The 22,767-nt window shown below is 41.7% G+C and carries 19 protein-coding genes; 10 read left to right on the forward strand and 9 right to left on the reverse strand.

Going from position 1 to position 22,767, the window contains the following annotated elements:
- Positions 1-141: 141 nt before the first annotated feature.
- Positions 142-1,209, reverse strand: a complete 1,068-nt coding sequence (locus tag OQ289_RS13955) for a substrate-binding domain-containing protein (protein WP_270087473.1) — start codon at positions 1,207-1,209, stop codon at positions 142-144.
- A gap of 102 nt (positions 1,210-1,311) precedes the next feature.
- Entirely contained in the window at positions 1,312-2,100 is a 789-nt protein-coding gene (locus OQ289_RS13960; RefSeq protein WP_270087474.1) for a nucleotidyltransferase domain-containing protein, read from the reverse strand.
- 324 nt (positions 2,101-2,424) lie between these two features.
- On the opposite strand from OQ289_RS13960, the gene OQ289_RS13965 reads away from it, so the two are divergent.
- Together OQ289_RS13965 and OQ289_RS13970 are read left to right on the forward strand one after the other, a co-directional pair.
- On the forward strand, positions 2,425-3,294 hold the full coding sequence (locus OQ289_RS13965; RefSeq protein WP_270087475.1) for a cation diffusion facilitator family transporter: 870 nt from the start codon (positions 2,425-2,427) through the stop codon (positions 3,292-3,294).
- Between the two features lie 300 nt (positions 3,295-3,594).
- Positions 3,595-4,344 (forward strand): hypothetical protein, encoded by a 750-nt coding sequence (locus OQ289_RS13970; protein ID WP_270087476.1) that lies wholly within the window; start codon positions 3,595-3,597, stop codon positions 4,342-4,344.
- A gap of 74 nt (positions 4,345-4,418) precedes the next feature.
- Here OQ289_RS13970 and OQ289_RS13975 read toward each other — a convergent pair whose 3' ends face one another.
- The gene (locus tag OQ289_RS13975; RefSeq protein ID WP_270087477.1) at positions 4,419-5,375 is read right to left on the reverse strand and encodes an arginase; all 957 of its coding nucleotides are present in this window, start codon (positions 5,373-5,375) and stop codon (positions 4,419-4,421) included.
- Positions 5,372-6,631 carry an ornithine--oxo-acid transaminase gene (rocD, locus tag OQ289_RS13980; protein ID WP_270087478.1) on the reverse strand — a complete coding sequence of 420 codons (1,260 nt, stop codon included), beginning with the start codon at positions 6,629-6,631 and terminating at the stop codon, positions 5,372-5,374. Before rocD ends, OQ289_RS13975 begins: the two co-directional genes overlap by 4 nt.
- A 100-nt stretch (positions 6,632-6,731) precedes the next feature.
- On the opposite strand from rocD, the gene OQ289_RS13985 reads away from it, so the two are divergent.
- Positions 6,732-7,208: an Lrp/AsnC family transcriptional regulator gene (locus OQ289_RS13985; protein ID WP_270087479.1), complete on the forward strand. Its 477-nt coding sequence runs from the start codon at positions 6,732-6,734 to the stop codon at positions 7,206-7,208.
- Positions 7,209-7,245: 37 nt separating this feature from the next.
- On the opposite strand, the gene OQ289_RS13990 is transcribed toward OQ289_RS13985, so the two are convergent.
- On the reverse strand, positions 7,246-7,563 hold the full coding sequence (locus tag OQ289_RS13990) for an RNA polymerase alpha subunit C-terminal domain-containing protein (RefSeq protein WP_270087480.1): 318 nt from the start codon (positions 7,561-7,563) through the stop codon (positions 7,246-7,248).
- A 367-nt stretch (positions 7,564-7,930) separates the two neighbouring features.
- Here OQ289_RS13990 and OQ289_RS13995 point away from each other — a divergent pair, with 367 nt between their 5' ends.
- The 5 genes from OQ289_RS13995 (at position 7,931) to OQ289_RS14015 (ending at position 10,896) form a co-directional block, all read left to right on the forward strand.
- Complete coding sequence (locus tag OQ289_RS13995) at positions 7,931-8,404, forward strand: RNA polymerase sigma factor (RefSeq protein WP_270087481.1); 474 nt, start codon at positions 7,931-7,933, stop codon at positions 8,402-8,404.
- A 5-nt stretch (positions 8,405-8,409) separates the two neighbouring features.
- Positions 8,410-8,952, forward strand: coding sequence for a hypothetical protein (locus OQ289_RS14000; RefSeq protein WP_270087482.1), 543 nt, complete (start codon positions 8,410-8,412; stop codon positions 8,950-8,952).
- Positions 8,953-9,114: 162 nt separating this feature from the next.
- Positions 9,115-9,819, forward strand: a complete 705-nt coding sequence (locus tag OQ289_RS14005) for an SMUG2 DNA glycosylase family protein (RefSeq protein ID WP_270087483.1) — start codon at positions 9,115-9,117, stop codon at positions 9,817-9,819.
- 64 nt (positions 9,820-9,883) lie between these two features.
- Positions 9,884-10,312 carry a PH domain-containing protein gene (locus OQ289_RS14010; RefSeq protein ID WP_270087484.1) on the forward strand — a complete coding sequence of 143 codons (429 nt, stop codon included), beginning with the start codon at positions 9,884-9,886 and terminating at the stop codon, positions 10,310-10,312.
- 44 nt (positions 10,313-10,356) lie between these two features.
- Complete coding sequence (locus tag OQ289_RS14015) at positions 10,357-10,896, forward strand: GNAT family N-acetyltransferase (RefSeq protein ID WP_270087485.1); 540 nt, start codon at positions 10,357-10,359, stop codon at positions 10,894-10,896.
- An 88-nt stretch (positions 10,897-10,984) separates the two neighbouring features.
- Here the strand turns inward: OQ289_RS14015 and OQ289_RS14020 are convergent, their stop codons facing one another.
- The 3 genes from OQ289_RS14020 to OQ289_RS14030 all read right to left on the reverse strand — a co-directional run bounded on the left by OQ289_RS14020 (position 10,985) and on the right by OQ289_RS14030 (position 18,980).
- Positions 10,985-13,642 (reverse strand): DUF5916 domain-containing protein, encoded by a 2,658-nt coding sequence (locus OQ289_RS14020; protein WP_270087486.1) that lies wholly within the window; start codon positions 13,640-13,642, stop codon positions 10,985-10,987.
- A gap of 385 nt (positions 13,643-14,027) precedes the next feature.
- A complete protein-coding gene (locus tag OQ289_RS14025) occupies positions 14,028-18,077 on the reverse strand; it encodes a glycoside hydrolase family 2 TIM barrel-domain containing protein (protein WP_270087487.1) in 4,050 nt (1,349 codons plus the stop codon).
- A 453-nt stretch (positions 18,078-18,530) separates the two neighbouring features.
- Positions 18,531-18,980 carry a GNAT family N-acetyltransferase gene (locus OQ289_RS14030; RefSeq protein ID WP_270087488.1) on the reverse strand — a complete coding sequence of 150 codons (450 nt, stop codon included), beginning with the start codon at positions 18,978-18,980 and terminating at the stop codon, positions 18,531-18,533.
- Between the two features lie 87 nt (positions 18,981-19,067).
- On the opposite strand from OQ289_RS14030, the gene pdxR reads away from it, so the two are divergent.
- Entirely contained in the window at positions 19,068-20,531 is a 1,464-nt protein-coding gene (gene pdxR / locus OQ289_RS14035; RefSeq protein ID WP_270087489.1) for a MocR-like pyridoxine biosynthesis transcription factor PdxR, read from the forward strand.
- A gap of 50 nt (positions 20,532-20,581) precedes the next feature.
- On the opposite strand, the gene OQ289_RS14040 is transcribed toward pdxR, so the two are convergent.
- Positions 20,582-20,974, reverse strand: coding sequence for a VOC family protein (locus tag OQ289_RS14040; RefSeq protein WP_270087490.1), 393 nt, complete (start codon positions 20,972-20,974; stop codon positions 20,582-20,584).
- A gap of 418 nt (positions 20,975-21,392) precedes the next feature.
- On the opposite strand from OQ289_RS14040, the gene OQ289_RS14045 reads away from it, so the two are divergent.
- Positions 21,393-22,412, forward strand: coding sequence for a zinc-binding alcohol dehydrogenase family protein (locus OQ289_RS14045; RefSeq protein ID WP_270087491.1), 1,020 nt, complete (start codon positions 21,393-21,395; stop codon positions 22,410-22,412).
- The last annotated feature ends 355 nt before the right edge of the window (positions 22,413-22,767 follow it).

Below are 22,767 nucleotides of genomic sequence, written 5' to 3' on the forward strand. Positions count from 1 at the left end.
AGAATTTATATTTTAAAATCAAATAACTGTATTTGTCTCATCATCTACGTTTTTCAAAAAAAAGCACTCGACAATCGCTAGGTTTCGGTCTATAACATTTGCAAGATAAAAATTAGATGTATACAATGCAAAATTATTTTTTCAATTTTCATAAAAAAGATAATTTTCAATTGTCAAGATATCTATTGGCATAGGTTTGAATTCCACCATCTCCTCTTTTAGCAAAAAGTATTTGTATAAATAATTCAATGCCAGGTATCCTTGTTTATCCGGCCGCTGACATATCAAAAAATCAATTACCCCCTTTGCTAGATATTCCACATTTGCACCCAAAAAATCAAAACCGATTATATGCGGCTTGGTCAATTCTGTATTTTCATAAAAGAATTGTCCCACCAACGATACCCTCGAGTTTGTAATAAAAATCAAGTCAGGTTTGATATCCGTATGATAGCGGAGAAGTTTAGGTGCGATTTCATCATAGTCATTATAAGGAATATCTTTTATCGTTATATCGTAGGCCCTATCCAGTGATTGCAAATAATTACGATAACCCTCTATCTTGGTATTTAGATAGGTGTAGTTTTTTACCCCTTTTGCAATGTTCAGAATTAAGAGTCGAGCTTTGTTTTGAACCAAATATGAGGTCAAATTTCCAGCTAAACGTCCTGTACTATTCAAATCCGGGCCGATGTATCCCAACGAGGAATGACCTGGTATATCCGAATTAATAAAAATCGTCTCAATACGCTGTTGCTTACATAAGCTAACAAATTCTATTGTCTCCTTAATAAATATGGGCGCAATCACCACGGCATTAAATTTTTTTTGCAGCACCTTGGCCGATAATTTCAAAAAAGTAGCTGCATCTTCTTGGTCGTATAAAAAAACTTCGCTGTTAATTCCAAAAGTTGCAAATTCCTTAACACCTTTATCGATTCCCTTTAAACAGAGCTCCCAATATCCAGTCTGTAAAGAAGTCCTCGGTATCAAAATTGCAAAACTGAGATTATTTTTGACCGACAAAGAGCGAGCATACAAATTAGGTTGATAATTATGCTCTTTGATTATCTCCTTTATCTTTTCTCTCGTCTTATCCGATACATCCTTACGATTGTTGAGTACGCGATCTACGGTCGCAATAGAGACATTGGCAAGCTTAGCAATTTCCTTGATACCAAATCGCTGGTTCTCATTCTGTTCACTCATACGTTAAAAATTAATGGTATATATTCAAAGATAATGCATACCCAAATAAAAAAACAAAATTTATCTATGCACAATAACAAGTCGGCCAGACCAAGGGATGCATTAATCGGACCTGCTATTAATATTTTCAAAGTACCGCATGACTTGCAGCTCCGTTTCCACTTGCAATATAATTGTATGATCGAAAAGAACCAATCGCAGGTCGCGATACAGTCTAACAGCATTTTGAAGGCCCTGCAGTAAGGCGCTTCTATCATACTGTGCTATTGTGAGCTTTAAATCTTCCAAATCCTGACTCACCAATTCCATTTCAACTTTTCTCACCCCTCTTGGCAAGCTGTTATTCTTTACATGAAGCAGAGGTCCTAGTGTACTCATTCTCAAAAATCCCATAAAATCCAATGCTTCGAAATACTCCCCACGACCAATCTTAAGCAGTGCGTAATGTACCCAAATCCAAAAACGATCTTCTATCCATTGATAGTTTGGATATGGAAAGACCGATTCGGATTTAAGCAAAGCTGATTGAAGCTGCTGGTTTCTGTCAAAAAGTATGACCGGCGTTTCAACTCGATTGTAGCATTCATCTAATGTGACAAATTTGATATCTACATGCAGAAGAGGACGATCATACAGACATATCAATAGTCTAGGCTCGCCCACATGCTCACCGGTAAACCCCGACAAGAACCTCCCCAATCGCCGAGCATAGGCTATCATCTCTTTTGGATTATCGGTAATCTTTTCCCGTGTGACGATGATTAAATCCAAATCTGAAAATTCGTCCATCTGTCCAGACAGCCATGACCCACCCACCGCGAGTCCGATTATCTGCTCGTCTTTCTCCAGAATATGTTTTGCGTTATTTGCAAATTCAGTCTGTATCGTCATTGTAATATTGATTTAGGCAATGTCCTATATTCCTGCACTACGCTACCAGTCTATTGCCAGATTCAAGATAAGCATTCTTTCTCATTAGAACCTACCATATGGCCAAAAATATAGTACAGTCTGTTGATTAGCATTATAGCACTATTCAAGCACCCAATGCTTAACTTTTACAATTAAGAGTTCTATATTTGTAAAATCTGGGAGTTTCAGATACCCATACGAAAATGCTGCATCATCCTACGTATTTTCAAAATGGTTGGCGTGCGAGCAGAATTTGGCGATAAGGTAAATTGCCATTTCGCCCAAGGAAAAAGATAAAGAACAATGACCGGTGAAGACAAAGCAATCAAGACAATTTATTTCAGCATAGTCGGTAATACAGCCTTAGCTTTATTAAAGTGGCTAGCCGGATTCTTTGGCAATTCATATGCGTTGATTGCAGATGCCATAGAATCTACTGTCGATATACTTTCTTCGTTCCTTGTACTTCTAGGACTCAAATACGCCAAACGACCAGCCGATGACAACCATCCATATGGACACGGTCGCGTCGAACCCTTGATTACCTTTATTGTCGTAGGTTTTCTGATTATCTCAGCCACGATAATCGCATATGAAAGCATCCAAAATATCGGAACACCACATGACCTTCCCAAACCTTGGACATTGGCCGTACTGGCGGGTATTATTATCTGGAAAGAGATTTCTTTCCGTGTGGTCATGAAAAAAAGCAAAGAAACAGGAAGCTCTTCGCTGAAAGCCGATGCTTGGCACCATAGAAGTGATGCCATAACATCTGTCGCGGCCTTCATAGGTATCTCTATAGCACTTTTTCTAGGCCAAGGATATGAAAGTGCAGATGATTTTGCCGCTCTACTTGCAGCTGGATTTATTCTATATAACTGTTACCACATCTTTAGACCCGCCTTGGGCGAAATCATGGACGAAAATGTATATCAAGACCTTATTGATGAAATCAAGAGGAAGGCCTTACTCGTCGACGGTGTGATAGACACCGAGAAATGCTTTGTGCGCAAGTCTGGGACCACTTACCATGTAGATCTGCACGCCATTGTCAATGGTGATATTTCTGTGAGAGATGGGCACCGCATCGCTCACGAGCTAAAGGATACTTTGATTTCCAAACTTCCCCAACTCGGGCACGTACTGATCCATATTGAGCCAAAAGGATAATAAACGCAGTATACTGGGTAAATATGTGTAAACATATGTTATCTAGTATACAAAAGCTACACCTAACCACCTCAAAATCAAGCGACACACCTTCCATCCCCCAAAAGAGAGTAAGGAATCATCCAATAAAATACGTACATACATAGATTATTTTTCCTAAATTAGAGCCAACTATGAAAAACTGTCCCCACAAGCGGGACCCATAACCTATTGAAGTGATGATTCTGTCCTATTGGGTAAAACCGATGGCGGAAGCAACGCTCCTATAGTGTTTATCTACTATTAAAATGGCATCTTAAAATGGAACAAAGGCCAACTGCCCGTTTTATTGATTTTGACAATGGAGAATCCATTGCCCATTCGTTGCGTACTATATATGCGAAGGAGATCGTGCATGATATCGGCAAGGGAAAGATCAATGAACTATATCAATTTGCCAAAAAAGCATTATTGACCGACAAAGCCGAATACTATTGCTCGCAATATCATATATCCATGCTTTACAATTATGAAAAAGATCAAATCTATGCAAAAGGAATTAGGTCACTGAAGGATTCTATAGATGATATCTGGTATAAAATTGCATTGACTGCCCAGAAAATAGGATTTGAAAATTTAAAAATTCTTAAAGAACTGGCCTGTCAAGATCAGCTATATATACTTCGAACTACATCCAATCAGGGCCTGTACTCCTATCTAATGAAAGAATCTGCAGAGCAAATGATCGTAGACCAACTATCTACACCCTACACCCGCCTGCCACATATTGTACGCACTATTATACAAATAGGCTATGACCACCAAATTCACGGCATCGAACAATTAGAAAACGCCTTAATACGAAAGTCGAAACCCTATATTATTAAATTCTATACTAAGATAAGCCCCGAAACGGCGTTGGCTGCTATCAAAATTGGCTTACAATATCTCCTGAATTACATTCAGGATCCAAACGAGAATCAGAGGCTAATCAAGTCTACCAACGTACTCCTAGATACCGATAAAAGTATGGTCATGCCAAGCAAAATATGCTATGTCAAAAAAATATAGTGGAGTAGAAGCACCCCTCATTATGTGAACATATCCGCTTCTGAATGCATTATATTAACTTCTTCCTTTAGCTTTTATGCTCTCTCCAGTAAAGGAGTTACTTGCTCCAAAATGTCAAAAGTGACCTCAGCCATTCTATTACCTCGGTTGTCCAATAAAGGATTAACCTCCACCACCTCCAAACAGACAATCTTAGTAGAGGCCATTAGCCCCTTTAGTAACAGTGTGACTTCCGAAGGGAAAAATCCTCGTGGGACAGGTGTACCCGTTCCTTCAGATATCATCACACTGTCCATGCTGTCCACATCAAATGACACATACAATATGTCGCAGTGGCGCATTTGATTGAATACCTCTTCCACACAACATTTTATTGTTTTATCTCGCACTTCATTCACCCGATAGTTTTTGATGCCCAAACGCGCCATCAAAGCCTCTTCAGCGTCTTCGGTATCCCGCACACCAAAATAAACCAAATCTTCAGGTAGTACCTTCACTTCTGGAATACCGATATGTTTTAATTTTTCCCAATATAAGCGAGTATGCTCGTCAACCTCATTTTGTTTGCTATCCAAATTATCCTGCTGCATCACTGATGCAAGTGGCATGCCATGCAGGTTGCCAGAGGGAGTTGTGTAAGGCGAATGGATGTCGGCATGCGCATCTATCCAGACCACTCCCAAACGCTTGTTGGGAAATGCAGCCTTGATGCCCCCTATCGTACCAATTGCCGAAGAATGGTCACCAGAGAATACCAACGGAATGTTATCCTTCAATAAACTATCTTCCACGATAGTAGACACCTGTCTGCACTGTTGATACACCTCTTTGATATGCTTACCAAATGGATTTGCATCTGTCTCATATATCGAATCATTTCGTGTCTGTACATCCACCGAAGGATATTTCTTAAAAAATAGACTTCCCTTATTTATAGCGGCAATCTCAATCGCATCGATTCCCATATCGGAACCTCTAGTTCCAGCACCTATATCCGATCTATTCTTAATCAGTTCTATCGACTTTTTCATACAAATGATTTCAATGATTTTTCGATTAAGCCAAGACTCTCTTCTATTTGTGCTTGATTAATGACCAATGGGGGGGCCAATCGTATTTTGTTTCCATGGGTAGGTTTAGCTAACAGTCCATTCTCCTTGAACTTCAGGCATACGTTCCAGGCAAGATCATCATCCTCGCTACAATCCATTTCGATGGCAGTAAGTAGCCCCTTGCCCCTGACCTCCTTAATCAGACCCAATCTGCGAGCTATATCCTCAAGTCCGGCCCGGAAAATCTCGCCCATTTTTTTGCTATTTGCAGCTAGCCCCTCATCCAATACCACCTGTAGAGCTTCAACCGCCACTGCACAAGCCAATGGATTACCGCCATAGGTCGAACCATGTTCACCTGGCTTGATCGTCAGCATGATTTCATCATCTGCCAACACCGCAGATACGGGCAGTACACCTCCAGACAGCGCCTTCCCTAAAATCAAGATATCAGCCTTACTTCCGTGTTCCTTTGCCGACACATCATATGAAGCCAATAAGCTTCCTGTTCGTGCTATACCCGTCTGTATCTCATCGACTATGAGCAAGACATTATTTATTGTGCACAACTCACGTATTGCTCGAAGATATCCTTCATCTGGAATAATGATTCCGGCCTCCCCTTGTATTGGCTCCACTATAAATCCAGCAATATTTTTATCGGACGCCAACAACTGCGCAAAGGCTTGCACATCGTTGTATGGCACCTGCACCATCCCGGAAACAAACGGACCAAACCCTTTGGTGCTTGTCTCATCATTTGATGCGGAGATCACTGATATCGTCCGACCGTGAAAATTATCCTTTGCAAACACGATCTTAGCTTGATCAGCGGCTACCCCTTTTACCGTGTACGCCCATTTACGGCACAGTTTAAGGGCAGTCTCCACAGCCTCTACTCCCGAATTCATGACCAATGCTTTGTCATAGCCAAAAAGTTCACACATATACTCTTCAAAATCACCTAGCTTATTGTTATAAAATGCCCTCGAAGTAAGTGTCAATTTAGCGGCCTGTTCATTTAGCGCGCGGATAATACGGGGGTGACAATGCCCTTGATTAACTGCTGAATAAGCCGATAAAAAATCAAAATACTTATTACCCTCCACATCCCAGACAAATACGCCTTCACCCTTTTCCAATACCACCGGCAAAGGATGATAATTATGCGCTCCGTATTGGCTTTCTTTAGCGATAAAAGCCTCGCTCTTTGTCAAATTCGCCTGAGTTCCCATATCTTTAAGTTTTTGTTTACAATCCAAAATTATAAAATATAACGCACAGACCGCAAACTAAAGTAAAATTTGACTCATCAAGTCATTTAAATTAGTAAATTTGAACAACAACAACAACAAACCCTTCCATATGTTAGATGACTTTGACATTCGTATATTAAAAATGTTAGACAAGGATGGCCGTATGGCTTATTCAGCAATCGCCAATGAGATGGGGGTATCCAATACCATGATTCATCAGCGCATTGCTCGAATGGTCGAACAAGGTATCCTAGAAGGTACCAAGCCTATGTTGAATGAGAAGAAGCTAGGCTACGACTGGGGCGCATTTACGAGCCTAAGTCTTGAAAAAGACCATGACTCCCAACGTGTTATCGAAGAACTCAAAAAAATACCAGAAGTCACAGAATGCTATTTTATAACTGGTAACTACACCCTTTATATCAAAATCATTGCGAAGAACCACGAACACATGCGTCAACTGCTATACGAAGAGATAGACAATATTCCAGGCATCGCTAAAACAGACTCCATAATTGAGTTAGGCTGTGCATTCAAGCGCAACATCATATTATAACACCGTCTTTATGCGGTATACAGCATTCTAACAGATGCTATTCCTTATTCTTAGACTGTCCTGTCGGCATGAAGCATAGGCCATGTGCAGCCAATGCTGATCTAAATATAGGTAGAGAGGCTTTGCCTATTCCATGAAGATTCAGAATTTCCTTCTCTGTGAATGTCGATAATTCTTCGAGCGTAATGATTCCATGATGCAAAAGGGCATTCCTCGCGGGATTGCTCAGCAAAGCCAAGAAACCAGCGAACGGCTTCTTACTTTTTTCACAAATAGGACAAGTTGGGCAATCCGAACTTTTATAGAACTGGTGCCCATTGTCACAGATTTTCAAATTTTTGGAAGTCGTCATCATTTTTATAGTTGTCTGCAGGCTATACATACAATTTTACAACAAAAAACCGATTAACGTCCTTCGCATAAGACAAGAAATCAACCAATTAGACTTGCTTAGTCGTAAACGAGACCCCATCAAGGGAAGCACCTACTATTTATAACCAGCTGCTATTACAAGACGGTATACGCAGACATATTGATACTTTTTTCAAAATATTTAATAACCAAGTGTAAGTTTTTCTTTCTTTCAACTACCTATTGGATAAAATAATCCTTTATGGAAGTAGCAAAACCCATGCTTAGGATCGATCCGGTCGAAACTAAGACTCCGAGTGATTCACAATCAATAACTCGCTTCAAATCGTTAACTTTAGTCAAAAATCGATATGGACGAACCTGATTTTTTAATTCTACTACACGAACATCGCGGGATTCTTCATAAAATATGTCGTCTATATCGAGATTCCAAAGAGGACAGAGAAGACCTCTTTCAGGAAATCACGTTCCAACTCTGGAAATCTCGACAAGGATTTAAAAACGAAGCAAAAGCAAGTACCTGGATATATCGTATTGCGCTGAACACAGCAATAGCTACGTTCCGCAAAAAAGCCCATACAATTATCTATCCCCCCGTACTACCAGATACTGCTGAAGAATTGCCATCGGACGAACTGGCACTGCGACAAGAACGTCTGTTCGCAGCCCTGAAACAACTTAATGACGGTGATAAAGCAATAATCACCCTTTACCTCGAAGACCTCAGCTATCAACAGATTGCGCATATTACAGGAATAAGCGAAAACTATGTGGGAGTCAAATTAAATCGGATCAAAACAAAAATTCAAAAACTTTTAGGCTAAACGCTATGGAACTAAACGAACTAAAATCAACATGGAATACCCTAAACAGTCCCGATTTATCAAAGACAGATATACTAAACATGCTATCCGAAAACAAGCATCCCGTGTTAAAGAGTATTCGCAAACAGTTGATTATTGAGCTGGTTGGATGGACTATATTCCTATTGTGTTACTATTCCATGTTCGACGGAAATACAAAACCACTGTGGGTGAATGCATTACTCATTCTTTCCATCTTATTGCCGGCAGGACACAATTTAATGGGCTACAACTTTGCAAAACATCTGATATACGGAGTCAATATCCATCAATCACTTCAAATCTATCTATCAAAAATCAAGGTTTATGCTGCGTCGTCCATTATCACCAGGCAGATTTACCTGACGGGAATTCTCTTATTCTTCGGCTATGGCCTAAACATCGGTCCCAGACAACATCTCGCTTTCGCAATAATCGGACTCGTTTTTTCAGTACAATTGATTATGACGACCAAGATTTGGCGAAAGCGAATAAGAAAACTTAAAGAGTCACTAGCGGCCTTCAATTGACACTCGCCCTACAAATACATTCGGATGGTATTTGAAAAATAGCTATCCAAGGGGTTGTGTATAGCAAAGGCATATAAGCGTAATATTATAAATTTTCTTATCTTAACACTATCCGTACTACAAAGGAGTATGCGGATATTTCAGGAAAGAGCTGATATTCATATGTTAAAGACATTTGCTGACAAAGTCATAGATTTTAATCGAATGCTACACTATTCAGGGCAGTTACCACCGGGATATGAAGTGATGAATCCGTATTTAGATAACCCCGAAACGATGGAGGTCATGCAGCAGTTTTACCAAACTTTTTATGCCGATACTAGACAACGCAAATTCATTGTCGGAATCAACCCGAGCCGTCACGGTGCTGGTGTCACAGGCGTCCCTTTTACGGACACTAAACGATTACTAAGTGCTTGTGGTATCCAAATGCAGTCAGCCCATACGCATGAGATATCGTCGGTCTTTATGTACGACATGATCGCCGAATATGGAGGAGTAAGAGATTTTTACAGCAGTTTCTACATCAATTCGCCATTTCCTCTGGCTATTATACGTCGTACTACGGACGGCAAATGGCTGAATGCCAACTACTATGACGACCCTACGCTCTTCACCTTAGTCAAAGACTTCATGATTGATTCACTACAGCAACACATCGCTTTAGGGCTCGACACATCAGAAGTATTTATCTTGGGTAAGAAAAATGCAGTTTTTATCCAAAAACTCAATAAAGAAGCAGCCCTATTTGATAAATTGACCATCTTGGAGCATCCACGCTACATTCAACAATATAAATCCAAAGACAAACAGTATTATATCAACAAATACATCACCACCCTTCATCCGATGGCATCTGATTCGTGATTACACGCTAGCATTCACTGTCGTCAATTTCAAACCTCCTTCACTGGAACTAACATTTATACACATGATCAAAATATACAAGTCTAAAATCAGTCCATGGCTCGCCATCATCATACTGGGCGCAATCTTTGGTCCTGTCATTCCGATGGCCAGCGACTTCATTTGGACCGCCCTTGTGTACATCATCGTATTTTCGGTTCTCTTTATCCCTACGTTGTTCAACACACACTACATCCTCACTCCCGACCAATTGATTATCAAGAGTGGAATTTTATTCCACAAAAAAATCCCCTTACACAGCATCCGAAAGATAGTCGAGACAGGCAATATGGCCAGTGCCCCCGCCATGTCTTTAGACAGGCTGGAGATTTTCTTCGGCAAATTTGATACCGTACTGGTCTCCCCTAAAGATAAAACGGGTTTTATAGAGGCCGTCACGGCTATCCATCCAGATATCGAAGTCAAGTTCAAGAATATCTCTTACGGAAAATAGAATAGTCACCTATCCGACAAAATATTGGATAACATCATAAAAAAATGAACATACACATCAGACCAGAACGACACGAAGATTTTCAATCTATTTTTAATCTTGTTAAACAAGCATTTGAAGCAGAAGAAATGAGTGACCATACCGAACATCATTTAGTAAACAGACTAAGGTATTCCAGCGCATTTATCCCTGACCTGGCACTTGTTGCTGAAGCGAACGAACAGATTGTGGGATATATTCTACTCACCAAAATCAAGATAATCAGCAAGACCAACGAAGAATTCGAATCGCTAGCGCTGGCCCCTGTTGCAGTATTGCCAGCTTATCAAGGTAAAGGTGTGGGAGCCTTATTAATTCAAAGCGCTCACAAACGCGCATTGGACCTTGGTTTTCAATCCATTATTCTATTAGGGCACGAGCATTATTATCCTCAATTTGGATATCATCCCTTAACGACTTATGGGATCAAACTTCCATTTGAGGTTCCTGAAGAAAATTGTATGGCCATTGAACTGGTAGAAGGCGCATTGACAAATGTAAACGGCATCGTGCAATATCCAAAAGAATTTGGTTTAGCTGAATAAACAAGACACAGCTGCGAGATGACACCGTTATTCCCCGAAAAAGGTTAACATTCGATTAAGTGTACGTAAGCCTACTAAGGATTTTCAGCTACATACTAAACCAATAGTTGACCTTGAGCATAAAAGTATTGCTTGCAGGTAAGCCAAACATGGTGTCCAAATTGCGTCCCCACCCCGTATGGTATACATCGTCCTGATTCGATCTATTATGTTCCCAAACAAGGTATAATGTCGATCCAGGGAGATACTCCCATCGTGCCACCAAATTGGAGCGAAACTCATTGAAACTAAAGTTAGGATCCTTGAACGAAAGCTTACGTCCGCCATTTTCAATAGTATAGCGTCCATCACCGTATGAAATTTCGTCCGGTTCAAATTCGTTGAAACGATCGGCATAGGTACGTGATTCAGGATTGGTCGCTTCTTTAAAACGATCATATTTTGCTACTGAGGTAAATGGTGACCCATAATACTGGATAGAGATGTCAGGAGTAAGATTCAACTGCATATTCAGGGTCATTCCATAGGTCTGTTGCTTCATTCGCCCCATCATGTAAACGGTATTGTCTCCAGAATGTTCTGAAGGCAAGATACTACTTACATACTGTACATTGTCCTTGTTCCAGGCATAGTTGAGCTGTCCCGTAAGACGTACATGATTGCCCAACCTGAATATCATGCTTGGATGGATGGCGTTATAGCCCGTCTCCTCCTCCAAATAATGTCGACCATTATAATCCAGTTTGAAGACGACGCGTTTGGCCCTATCCGTACTCAAGACCACATTAGTTTCAAAGTTAGCATTATACCGCATATCTGGTCCGCCTCTTAGACGACGACTGTCCACGGTATTCCAACTAAAGGTCTCCTTAATATCCATCTCAAAGCGACGCTTGGTACTCAAACTACGCCACCGGATTGCAACATCATTATTGATAGCCTTACCGCCATAGTTCCACATGTTCTTTTGCGTCAGGTTAATTCCTGCAAAACGAAATGGCCCCCATGGATCGGTCTTTCGAAAAGCAATCTCTGATTCATTCAGTTTGTAATCCGATTGGCGCATGTATCCTACATCATTCAAATCAAACCCTGGTGATGACCAACTGAAGGTCTCTGAAAAATTCCACTGTGCGTTCCCCTTTTTACCAACCTTAACATATCCTCCAGTACCGTTCAACACATCTTTATCTGGATCCAGATTTAAGTAGTCGGATCCGGACGCCCTATGGTAGTAGTGTGTTGCATTACGTTTAGTATTCAAGATTGCTTCTGGCGACCCATGTAGACTACTAAACATACCTTTAGCATCTACATAGTACAGTCTATTAGCAAAATATTGCGTAAAATCCACTCCCCCTGTAAACGCATTGCCCACCCGAATATCTTTCAGATGCTCTTCGCTCAGATTTCTATTCACCGAGGTCAGCATTCCTCCCAACAATGTATTCCCTTCCCAGTTTTTCTGCACACGGGCGACAGTGTAGTTGGTGAGTGGCTCTGTCACTTCCCGGTCAAATACCCCATTACGCATCACCCGCGAAGAAGTTTGTGCCGTCACACTTTCCAGAAAACCAATCGTCACCCCATTCCTATTCGTTCCCGTTAACTTCATCGCTCCTATAATCGGAATATTCTTAGGTGTACTTGAATAACTATTAATATTGTCAATACCTAGAGGTTGATAAGACGGCATTGCCCCAATACGTCTTGAATAAAACATCATACCATCCGCATTGTTGTCAAACTCCAAGATGTGTTTTCCTTCCAGAAAGAAGGGTCTCTTCTCATCGTAGAATATTTCATACGCTGATAGGTTCATCACTGATGGATCTAGCTCGACCTGACCATAGTCGGGGTTGATTGTCATATCCAGTGTAAAATCGCTCAACGCAAATTTAGCATCAAGACCTGCATTCGCGTGCCATTTACTTCCCTTTTGAAAGGGACTATTCGGGATACGGGGCTCGCGTACAAACTTGCTCATGGTATACGGCAAGAACTCTATTCCCCTGGCCTTTGGCAAATCGTCCATTCCATGCATTTCACCAAATGAAAATACATGTCCATTATTTTTGATAGGTATGATGCTCCAATTTTGGACTTCATTATTTCGCCTGATGATACGCCGCACATGTAGCCCCCATGTTCCATCTTCATTCTTTTGATTGTAGCGCAGTTGGCTAAAAGGAATACGAAGTTCTGCTGTCCAACTCGAGTCAGCCATATTTATATGGGTACGTCCTTCCCAGACCGTATTCCAACTCAAATTTACAGACAGCTTATCCGTTACTGTCAAATCGGTCTTGTTCCCCCCTAGGTTAATATTAAATTCGGAGGCCACTCGATAATCGTGGTAAGTATCAAAAGCTATGCTGATTAAATCTCCATTACTATTGTCATCCCTATTGCCAATAAAAGCGTTCATTGTCTCTGGGTGTGCATCTTTGCAATATACCCCCACGTATACGTTTTCATTGTCATAAAAGATTTTCATACGTGTCCACGAAGCAGTATATACCCTCTCGAAAGGTATCACTTGTGAAAATTTTTCAGACCATTGTCCAAGATGGTCCCACATATCCTCATCCAGCTGCCCATCTATTTTAGGTTGTTGTCCTTCCAATTTTGTGACCACATATGTCCTTTTGTAGGCACTGTCAAAAGAAACCACCTCTTTCCTATCCTCTTGAGCCCAACAAAGGCCCTGAATCATCCAGAAAGCTAGGAAATAATAGTATTTCATAAATTATTCAGCTATTTTATTACAGGTTTAGTATTATAATGGTCAAATTATTAACGCAATTGCAGCAAGGTAAATAAAATAAAATAGTTAAGGTGATTCCTACTTCGACGTAATAGTTTTTTTACGAAATCAATTGCTCCTTTCAAGAGCAATCCGTACATGTTTATTCAACACATCATTTTTTCATTTTTTATGCAAATCGATGCCACTTTGAAAAATCAAATGCACCACATTTTCTGTATAAGATATACATTTAGATCGTGTTGAGTCAATCCATAAATCATTTCACTATCATTCAAGTCGACTTTAAATGGGGACTTATCCATAAAAAAAGAGCCAAAAGCATACGCTTCGACTCTTTTTAGCACACTTTTAATCAGGCTACCTATTCTGCCATCACTACAAACTCTGCTCCGGAGGCATAGTCTTGTCCGTTTTGCGAGCTCAAGGCTGTAAAACGTATATAACGTGCTTCCACCGGTTTGTTCAGCAGCACGGTTTTCAGCTTACCACCACGTTCAAATTCACCTTCTACGACTGCATCACTCCAAGTCTTACCATCCAGACTTACCTGCAGACGATATCCTTTAACCTGTCCATTAGGTCCATCTTGTCGCGGCAAGTACGTGAAGCCTTTTATTTTCTTCACAGCACCTGCATCAAAGTCGACCCAATGCGGATACTGTGCAACTGTCACGGAGTACATGGTATGCCATATCGTTGATGGATCACCATCCACCAAATGTTGTGCGTTGCCTTCACCGGTTTCTTGGCTCGAAGCTGATACTACCTCCATCACGATGCTCTCTATTTTAGCGAATTTGGTGGAGACCTTCAACTTTTCGTTACCCAGATACCAAGCAGTCACTATACCACCCTCTCTTAAATCAAACGGCTGGGTATAAGGCTTTGCCCCTTCAAATCCCTTTTGCACCATCAGCTTAGCGTTCACTTGTTCAGATGCGATAGTGACTTCACCATTTCGATTACGGGTGATACCTATCGGCATTTCCCCCCCCACGCTTACCAAGGCTTGGTTTTGCTCATTCTGCTCCTTTACAGGACGTATAATGAAACCAAAGCTATGTCCAGCTGCTTTCACTCTGTCTTGCTCCAGCGGAGGCCCCTGTCCACAGCTATTACCGCCAAGACCTGTCACACCAGCCATCAGATAAAGATGTGTTCCGGTACTCTTAGGCAGTTGATGGGTGTGGGGGGCCAAGGTCGTCTCCAATTCACTCCAAGGCAATGCCGAGGCTGCAAAATAATCCTTAGCAACAAATATGACACCTGCTCCCTTTCCATCAGTCAAAGCACTCCACCTCACCTCTTCTCGATTCCCAGTAGACTGCGGTTTGGGCCATGCAAAATATTGCTCAGAAACCGTGCTGGTATAGTGCTGTATAAATTGTCCCGTCTTCCGATCTGCATAGTTGTTAATCGGTCCCCGGCCATAGTAACTGTATTGTTCGTATTCAGCAGGCAACTGCATGGCAAACCCTAAATGGGGCAATACCAAGCTACTGTTATTAGAAGTGATGCTACTTTCCAACTCGATAGAACCATCTTTGTACACCGTCCAAATGTAGTTGCTGACAAACTTAAAGTCTTGATCCGTAAATGGCTTATCGGTATGCTCTTGCAAAGTATAGGTACCTGAACTACCTCCTCGTATAGTTGCGCCATTCGGCGCTTGCGATTCTACGTTGTATGACAGCACATAGGCCCCATCGGCGCGTGTATACACACTTGCTCCATAGGCCTTATGCTTCAAATTATGTAACCCCTTTTCAAACCACTGCTGATAAGCCCAGTTGTCATTGTCCAAGGGAGCCCGTAGCGCGTCCAAACGAGGTCCTTCCCCATCTCGAATTACAACTTTCCCATCATAAGCCAAATGGAACAGCGTACCCGTAAGATTATCAAATTTGGCGATAAAGCCCTCGCCCTTGACCACCTTTAAATCGCCCTCCTGCGAGATATCCAATGCTGCCCCCTTTGCAATCGCGGCAATAGAAGGTCGAGGTGAAGCTCCCTTAACGAGCAACTGCTCTTCCATCTGCACCTCTCCTTTATCTGCCCACGGCCGTACCTCTTTAAGCACAAACTGTATTTTTATAAAATACTCCGACTGCAAATCCAACTTGGTAAAGTCATAGGGTATTTCCAATATCTGCTTGGTACGTGGAGCGATAGAAGGTGTTATTGTCCGGTACGAACTTCCTCGATCCACTTGATCACCGTCTTTCCACAAGGACCAGTGTATATCATATTCATCCAACGTACTGAAATAATTCTTATTAAATACCTCTATTTTTCCTGTCGAGATATCCAGCGCTTTGATGCCTACATTCTGATACACTTTACGTACTTCATAGTACGCTGGTTTCGGGGTTAAGTCTGAAAAAATCAAACCATTCATCACAAATGTTCCATCATTAGGCTTATCTCCAAAATCACCGCCGTACGCCGCATAACGTTCACCCGTGTTTTTGTCATACGCATACATCGATTGGTCTATCCAATCCCATATTGCTCCTCCCATGAAAAAATTAGTCGATTCGATAGCCTCCCAATAGTCAATCAAATTGCCCGTAGCATTTCCCATAGAATGCGCATATTCAGATATATGAAACGGATACTTCAACTTATACTTTCCTTTTACCGCCTCTTTGACCCAATTTATAGAGGGATACTGATTAGACCCTATATCTACAATACTGTTATTACGCTCATACTGAACAGGTCTAGATAAATCGACTTTTTTTATTGCCTGATATGCCGCTACAAAATTTTGACCAGGTCCGGCTTCATTGCCCAATGACCAGATTACAATTGATGGATGATTGATGGTTGCATGGACCATCTCCAGATTGCGAGCTACGTGTGCATTTTTCCATTCCACAGGATGCGATAGAGAGGCTTCTCCATAATAGTACTCATGGCTTTCTATATTTGCTTCATCTTCCAGGTATATTCCATACTTATCACATAGATAATACCAATAAGGGTCATCTGGATAGTGAGAATTGCGCACATGGTTGATATTTGCACGCTTCATCAGAAAGATTTCATTTTCCATCTGTTCGTGCGATACGACCTTTCCTTTCTCGGGATTCGTCTCATGACGGTTCACGCCTTTCAATTTGACAGGCTTACCATTTATGTAGAAATACCGCCCTGCCAATCCGAACTCATCTTCTGCCGCTGGGGTATCCTTAAGCTCCACCTCTCTAAATCCGACATAGTTTGATACCACATCTATCAGACGCCCTTTCCCGTCCAATAGCTCGGTTACAAGGGTATACCGATATGGGGTCTCTGCAGACCATTTATTCGGATTGTCCATTTTCAGCACCTGCTCCACAACACCCGTTCCAGACTGCTTAATCTCGGATACCGAGCGCGACAAATTTATGCTCTCCACCCGCACACTTTCGTCACTATACAATTTGTTTGCATACAACGTATACCGAATCTTGTATCCTTTGATAATCTTGGACATACCGTTCGACACCTCTGCTGTGACTTTAAGTGTTGCATCCTGATAATTTGCATCCAAATCCGGAATAGCAACTAGGTTACGGATCTGTACTTTGGGCTTAGCCGATAGCGATACTGTCCTAAATATCCCTGGCAACCGAAACATATCTTGGGCCTCCAAGAAAGAAGCATCCGAATTGCGATAAACTTCTACAGCAACTGTATTGTCACCCTTCGAATTCAAATATTTGGTAATATCAAATGCAGCAAGATTTCTGGAATTTTTGGAGAATCCCACATATTTACCATTTATCCACAGGTAGAAAAAGGAATCTACACCATCAAAATTAATATAGATATCTTTCCCTTTCCAGTCCTTCGGCACTACAAAAGAGCGACGATAGGAACCGACCTCATTCCTATATACATACGTTGTCCAGTTTTGTGGAGGTGTACGCATTACCCCTCCACGCCAGTCGTCTACCTTCACCTGATGTTGAAAAATGACGGGTTGATTCACATAGATGGGTACACCATACTTCAGTGAGCCGTCTTTTTGTATCCCCAGTATATTCCAACTCATAGGTACGGGTACATCGTCCCATGTAGACACATCAAATGCGGGGTCGAAAAATTCTTTCGTTCTTTCATCAGGGGTCTTTACCCAATTGAATTTCCAAGTGCCGTTAAGGGACTGCCAATTGCTCGAATGCTCGGGTAGCACGTGACGAGCAGATTCGACATCGTTAAAAGAAAAGTGATAAGCGTGTGGCAACTCCTTATTTAATGAAAGCTGCTCAGGAGATTCCCACTCTTTACCAGTAGGTGCCAGTGGACTATCGTAGGAAAATCCCGCTATCCGACTAGTCACCGGTACTTGTTGTGCCAATAACTGTGCAGGTAGAGCTAGTAAAAATAATATCCTATATCTTGACGCAATAAATCTGTTCATAGCTAAAATGTTGTAAGATTGACGACAAAATTAGAATCCTCAGGGTCAAATGCAAGCAGTGCTAGAACTCAAAAGAGGCTTTTATGGGAAATTGTTACGTATACCTCTTCATCAATCGATTGCGCATTTTTTCCTTTTTTTTGAAGCGGCTATTAGATTTCATTCTACCTTAACAATATGCAGTTACGATTGGCATCTTGCCAGTTAGTCAAGCTCCCCTCCTGTACAATTTCGCCATCTGACCATCACAAACAACCTGTATTTCTACTTTCCAAATAAGACGTCTTCTTATTTTATACTTGACGACACTTTTCATCTACTTCTTTCAATAATCGCAGCTATTTAAAAGATATAATCGTACTGACCTCGTAACGGCTACCAAGTCAGTTCACGATTTTGATTTAAATTACTTTATAGCGGATCTTTATAAATTTCCAGACCACATTCTGTAGTTTATTCACACCACCAATGGTAATAGTTGTGGTGTCCATCATATTCAAATCCACACCGCGGATACAGGGTATTGCCGATTTCGTTTGTTTTCTCGGTCTCCAACAGGAGACCACAAGCTCCAGTCTCTTCGCACCAACGCTTACTACGATCTATCAGTGCCACAGAAAGTCCGCGTCCTCTGTAATCAGGATGCACAAACAAATCACTCAACAGCCATTGTTTCTGCAGCTTAGTATAATGAAATAGTCTATAGAGCTGAACAAACCCAACAACCTGTCCTTCAACAAGAACCAAAAATATATCCGATTCCCCGTTCAATATACGTTCTCGTAAAAATGCTTTGCCTCGCTCAAAGTCAGATACCTGACGGTAGAATACCCTGTAAAGGTCAAATAACTGCGCAGCTTCGTTCAAGTCTTCCAAAGTAGCTTTCTTAATCTTGTAATTCATATCCGATATTTATTTTGATTTCCTTACAAAAATATAGGCTATATGGACTATATTTACGACCCAGATACAACATAAGAGGTAGTCCACATGTTTCCATATTCAAGCTTAATCCAAATCGACAAGGACAGTAAAGTTCCGGTCTATAGGCAGATTGCCATCACCATTATCAACGCTATCACGAATGGCGTATTGAAATCTGGCACCCCCTTACTCAGCAGTCGGGCTATGGCCGAAGCTCTCGGTGTCCACCGGAAGACTGTCATTGCAGCTTACGAAGAGTTGAGTGCGCAAGAGTGGATCAGTACGTTTCCGCGCAAAGGAGTATTTGTGTCGCAGCACATCCCGCAGCTTAGACCTAAAAAGTGGAGTCAAGATGAGCCCCTATATGCATATGCGCATGACATGCACATCCCCTTCAAGACACTTGGTACACTAGCACAACAAATGGGTATCAGCAAACCCAACCTAGTAATCGATGATGGACGTCCAGATATCCGAATATCACCTCTGGACGAACTGCTCAAAACTTATCGCTGGCTCCTGACGCAAAAATGGTATACCCAAGATCGCGAACATAGTGCTCCCCAAGGGAGTCTTCGATTACGACAAGCACTGGTCCCTTACCTTTCTGAGAGCCGAGGTCTACAGCTTAGTACCGACCATATACTCATCACACATGGAGCACAGTTAAGTATATATATAGCCTCTTATCTACTTTTGGATGCAGGGGCATGTGTTCTTGTGGGCCGTCCAAACTACCCCATGGCCAATCAAGTATTCCGCAATTGCGGTGCACAGATACTTGAGGTCGCAGTGGATAACGATGGTATCGATACGGATGAGATTGAACGCCTATGTCTGAAAAGGAAGATAAATGTAGTGTATGTAATCCCACATCATCACTATCCCTCTACAGTGACACTAAGCTCCGAGAGACGACTTCAATTGTTAGAACTGTCCAAACGTTTTTCATTTGCCATCATCGAGGATGATTACGATTATGACTACCACTATGCCTCCTCTCCTTATCTACCATTAGCCAGCGCCCAGCACGGCGGCAATATTATCTATATCGGTTCCTTTTCCAAGGTATTAGACCCTTCGATTCGCGTCGGATTTATGGTCGCCTCACAAAACTTTATCCAGCAAGCCACACTCTTGCGCAAGACAATAGATGTAAGTGGAGATATCTATCTGCAAGATGCGCTAGCCAAGCTCGTTAAAGAAGGTGAAATCAAGCGTCATTTGAAAAGGGCTAAGAAAATATATCATCAAAGGCGTGATCTCTTAGACCAATTGATGCATCAGCAGCTTAGCCCTTACATTAACTACATTGTACCTTCTGGGGGGATGGCTATCTGGGTCAAATTGCGCAGCGACCTTTCAATCCAGACCCTAGCTCGGCTGGCTGCTACCCATCGTCTCCAAATCAATGATATTGATGAACAAGAGCATGCTTTTCGATTTGGCTTTGCTTCATTAAATGATCAAGATATAAAGGCGGCGGTACACATCCTAGCCTTATGCTTTGCTCAAATGTCTCCAGATTAAGCAATCACAATTACCCACTAAAGCTTCGGCACCTCCCGTCATCATTAGCGTTAATGCATAGGAGAACAGATTTCAATCAAGAATCCATTTACATCCCGCACATATGCGACTGTCTGCCCCCAAGGTTTCTGAGTAGGTTGCTCTACAATAGTGCCATTGTGTTCCCATACCTTATCGATTAAATCTTCTACTTGATCGGTAACGATTCCCAGTTCAATCCCAAACGGCCGATCAGCGATGTTACTTGCCCTATACCCGGCACTTAGATTATTCTGGGCCAAGCTATGGCTAGCAAATGCTATCGTAGTATCCCCGGTGTCCAACTCGGCATAGTCCTTTTCAGGTGTAACAAACTTGCGGACAAATCCAAAGACCTGTTCATAAAACTGAATACTACGTGTCACATCTGGTACGTACAAAATCGTATAGGCAAACTTTATCATGGTTTATTGTTAAATTGTTTATTCAATATGCTGTCGATTGTCAAATTTATCCAAAGTACTTTCCTTCTATGGCCTGCAAAGCATAGATCCATCTATCCCATCCAAATAGTGCATGAGGAGCAAGCTTGAATCTCAGAAATACAACAAGGGGCCAACTGCCTTATCCTTGAATCCTTTCCAAAAGATATGTTTTACTCACGAATGGGTCAGTGTTGAGCTTCAGTGGTCTATGTTCCGCCATAACTAGCACAAATATACCGCTGACTGATGACAACTGTGTGTCAGCAGGGCTGACCTGATATCCAAAAAAAGATAGATAGGGTACCCCACTATGAAAAGGTAATATTGATGTAATATCTGCAAAAAAAGAGCTAGGTATTACATTCCCATACGCCTACTTTTATATCAAAAATAGAGCATGAAAGCAATTGTACTGCGGGCACCAAAAATACTTGAAGAGATCGAACTTCCATACCCAGCACCACCAGCCGAAGATGAAGTATTACTTAAAGTAATAAGAGTATCCATATGTGGGACAGACCTACACGCATACAATGGGAATCAGCCTTTTTTCAGCTATCCTCGGATTTTGGGACATGAAATTGCAGCCAGTGTCGTCCAAGTGGGACGCCAGGTAACACATGTACAGGTAGGTGACCTCTGTACGATAGAGCCTTATCGCAACCAAGTAATCGATCAAGCTGTACGTCGTGGGAAGACCAACTGCGGAAAGCAAATGACCGTATTCGGCGTACATGAGGATGGGGCTATGCGCGAGTATTTTACGTATAAAGCAGCTAATGTACATCCTGTTGTCGGGTTGGAACTAGACCAACTCTCGCTTATAGAACCCTTAGCAATCGCTTCCCATGCCCTTGAACGTGCGGATATTCAAACGGATGACACTGTGCTCATCATCGGCGCAGGCCCAATTGGGTATGGGATTGTAGCCATTGCACGTTTACTAGGTGTCAAGATAGCCGTATTAGAAGTTAGCCCACACCGGGCTTCAATTATTAAGCATCATTTTCCTGAGGTTCATGTACTCTTGCATTCCGACACCATCCATCAGGATTTGGAGACAATCTTCGAAGGAGAGTTGCCCACCATTATCCTAGATGCCACAGGGAACCGGCAATCCATGGAGAGCACCTTCGAATATGCCGCTCCAGGAGGCAGCATCATATTTGTTGGTCTATTTATGGGACAGCTCGTATTTGATGACCCTACATTCCATCGCAAAGAACTTACACTGAAGGCCAGTCGCAATGCCCGTTCTAAAGATTTCGTCAAGATCATCGGATTATTGAAGGCAGGCGACTTAAAGCTAGAAGGTTACATAAGCCACCATATCCGATTTGACGATCTTACTACCGAATTCAACAAGCTATATGACCCAGATGAGCACGTGATGAAAGCCATTGTTACATTTGACTAGTACCCTGTTGAATCACATACCATCCTACACCCCTTAGGTGGTATTTGAATGCTCCATAGCACTTTTAGCTATTGTATAACCTATATCCTTACAATATCCACCTGCGAAATCACTAGCCAGCTTAGGTTTGATGGTATTCATTATTTTTGCATGCGCTCAACCAATGCTTTTTGTATTTTAGCAAGATGATACCATGGCCAATAGCCAATAGGAAGCTGCGCAGATACTATCTTTAGGAATCTAGTGATTCCCATTAGCGGATTCCATCCCATAATGATGACCATTCGTCACATTTAATTCAGAAAATGAGCAGACGAGCCTATTCTTGTATTGTCATTATTAGGGAATGGGGTGT

Origin of the sequence: Sphingobacterium sp. SYP-B4668, from assembly GCF_027627455.1 — a bacterium.
In the GTDB taxonomy this organism is placed as follows: domain Bacteria; phylum Bacteroidota; class Bacteroidia; order Sphingobacteriales; family Sphingobacteriaceae; genus Sphingobacterium.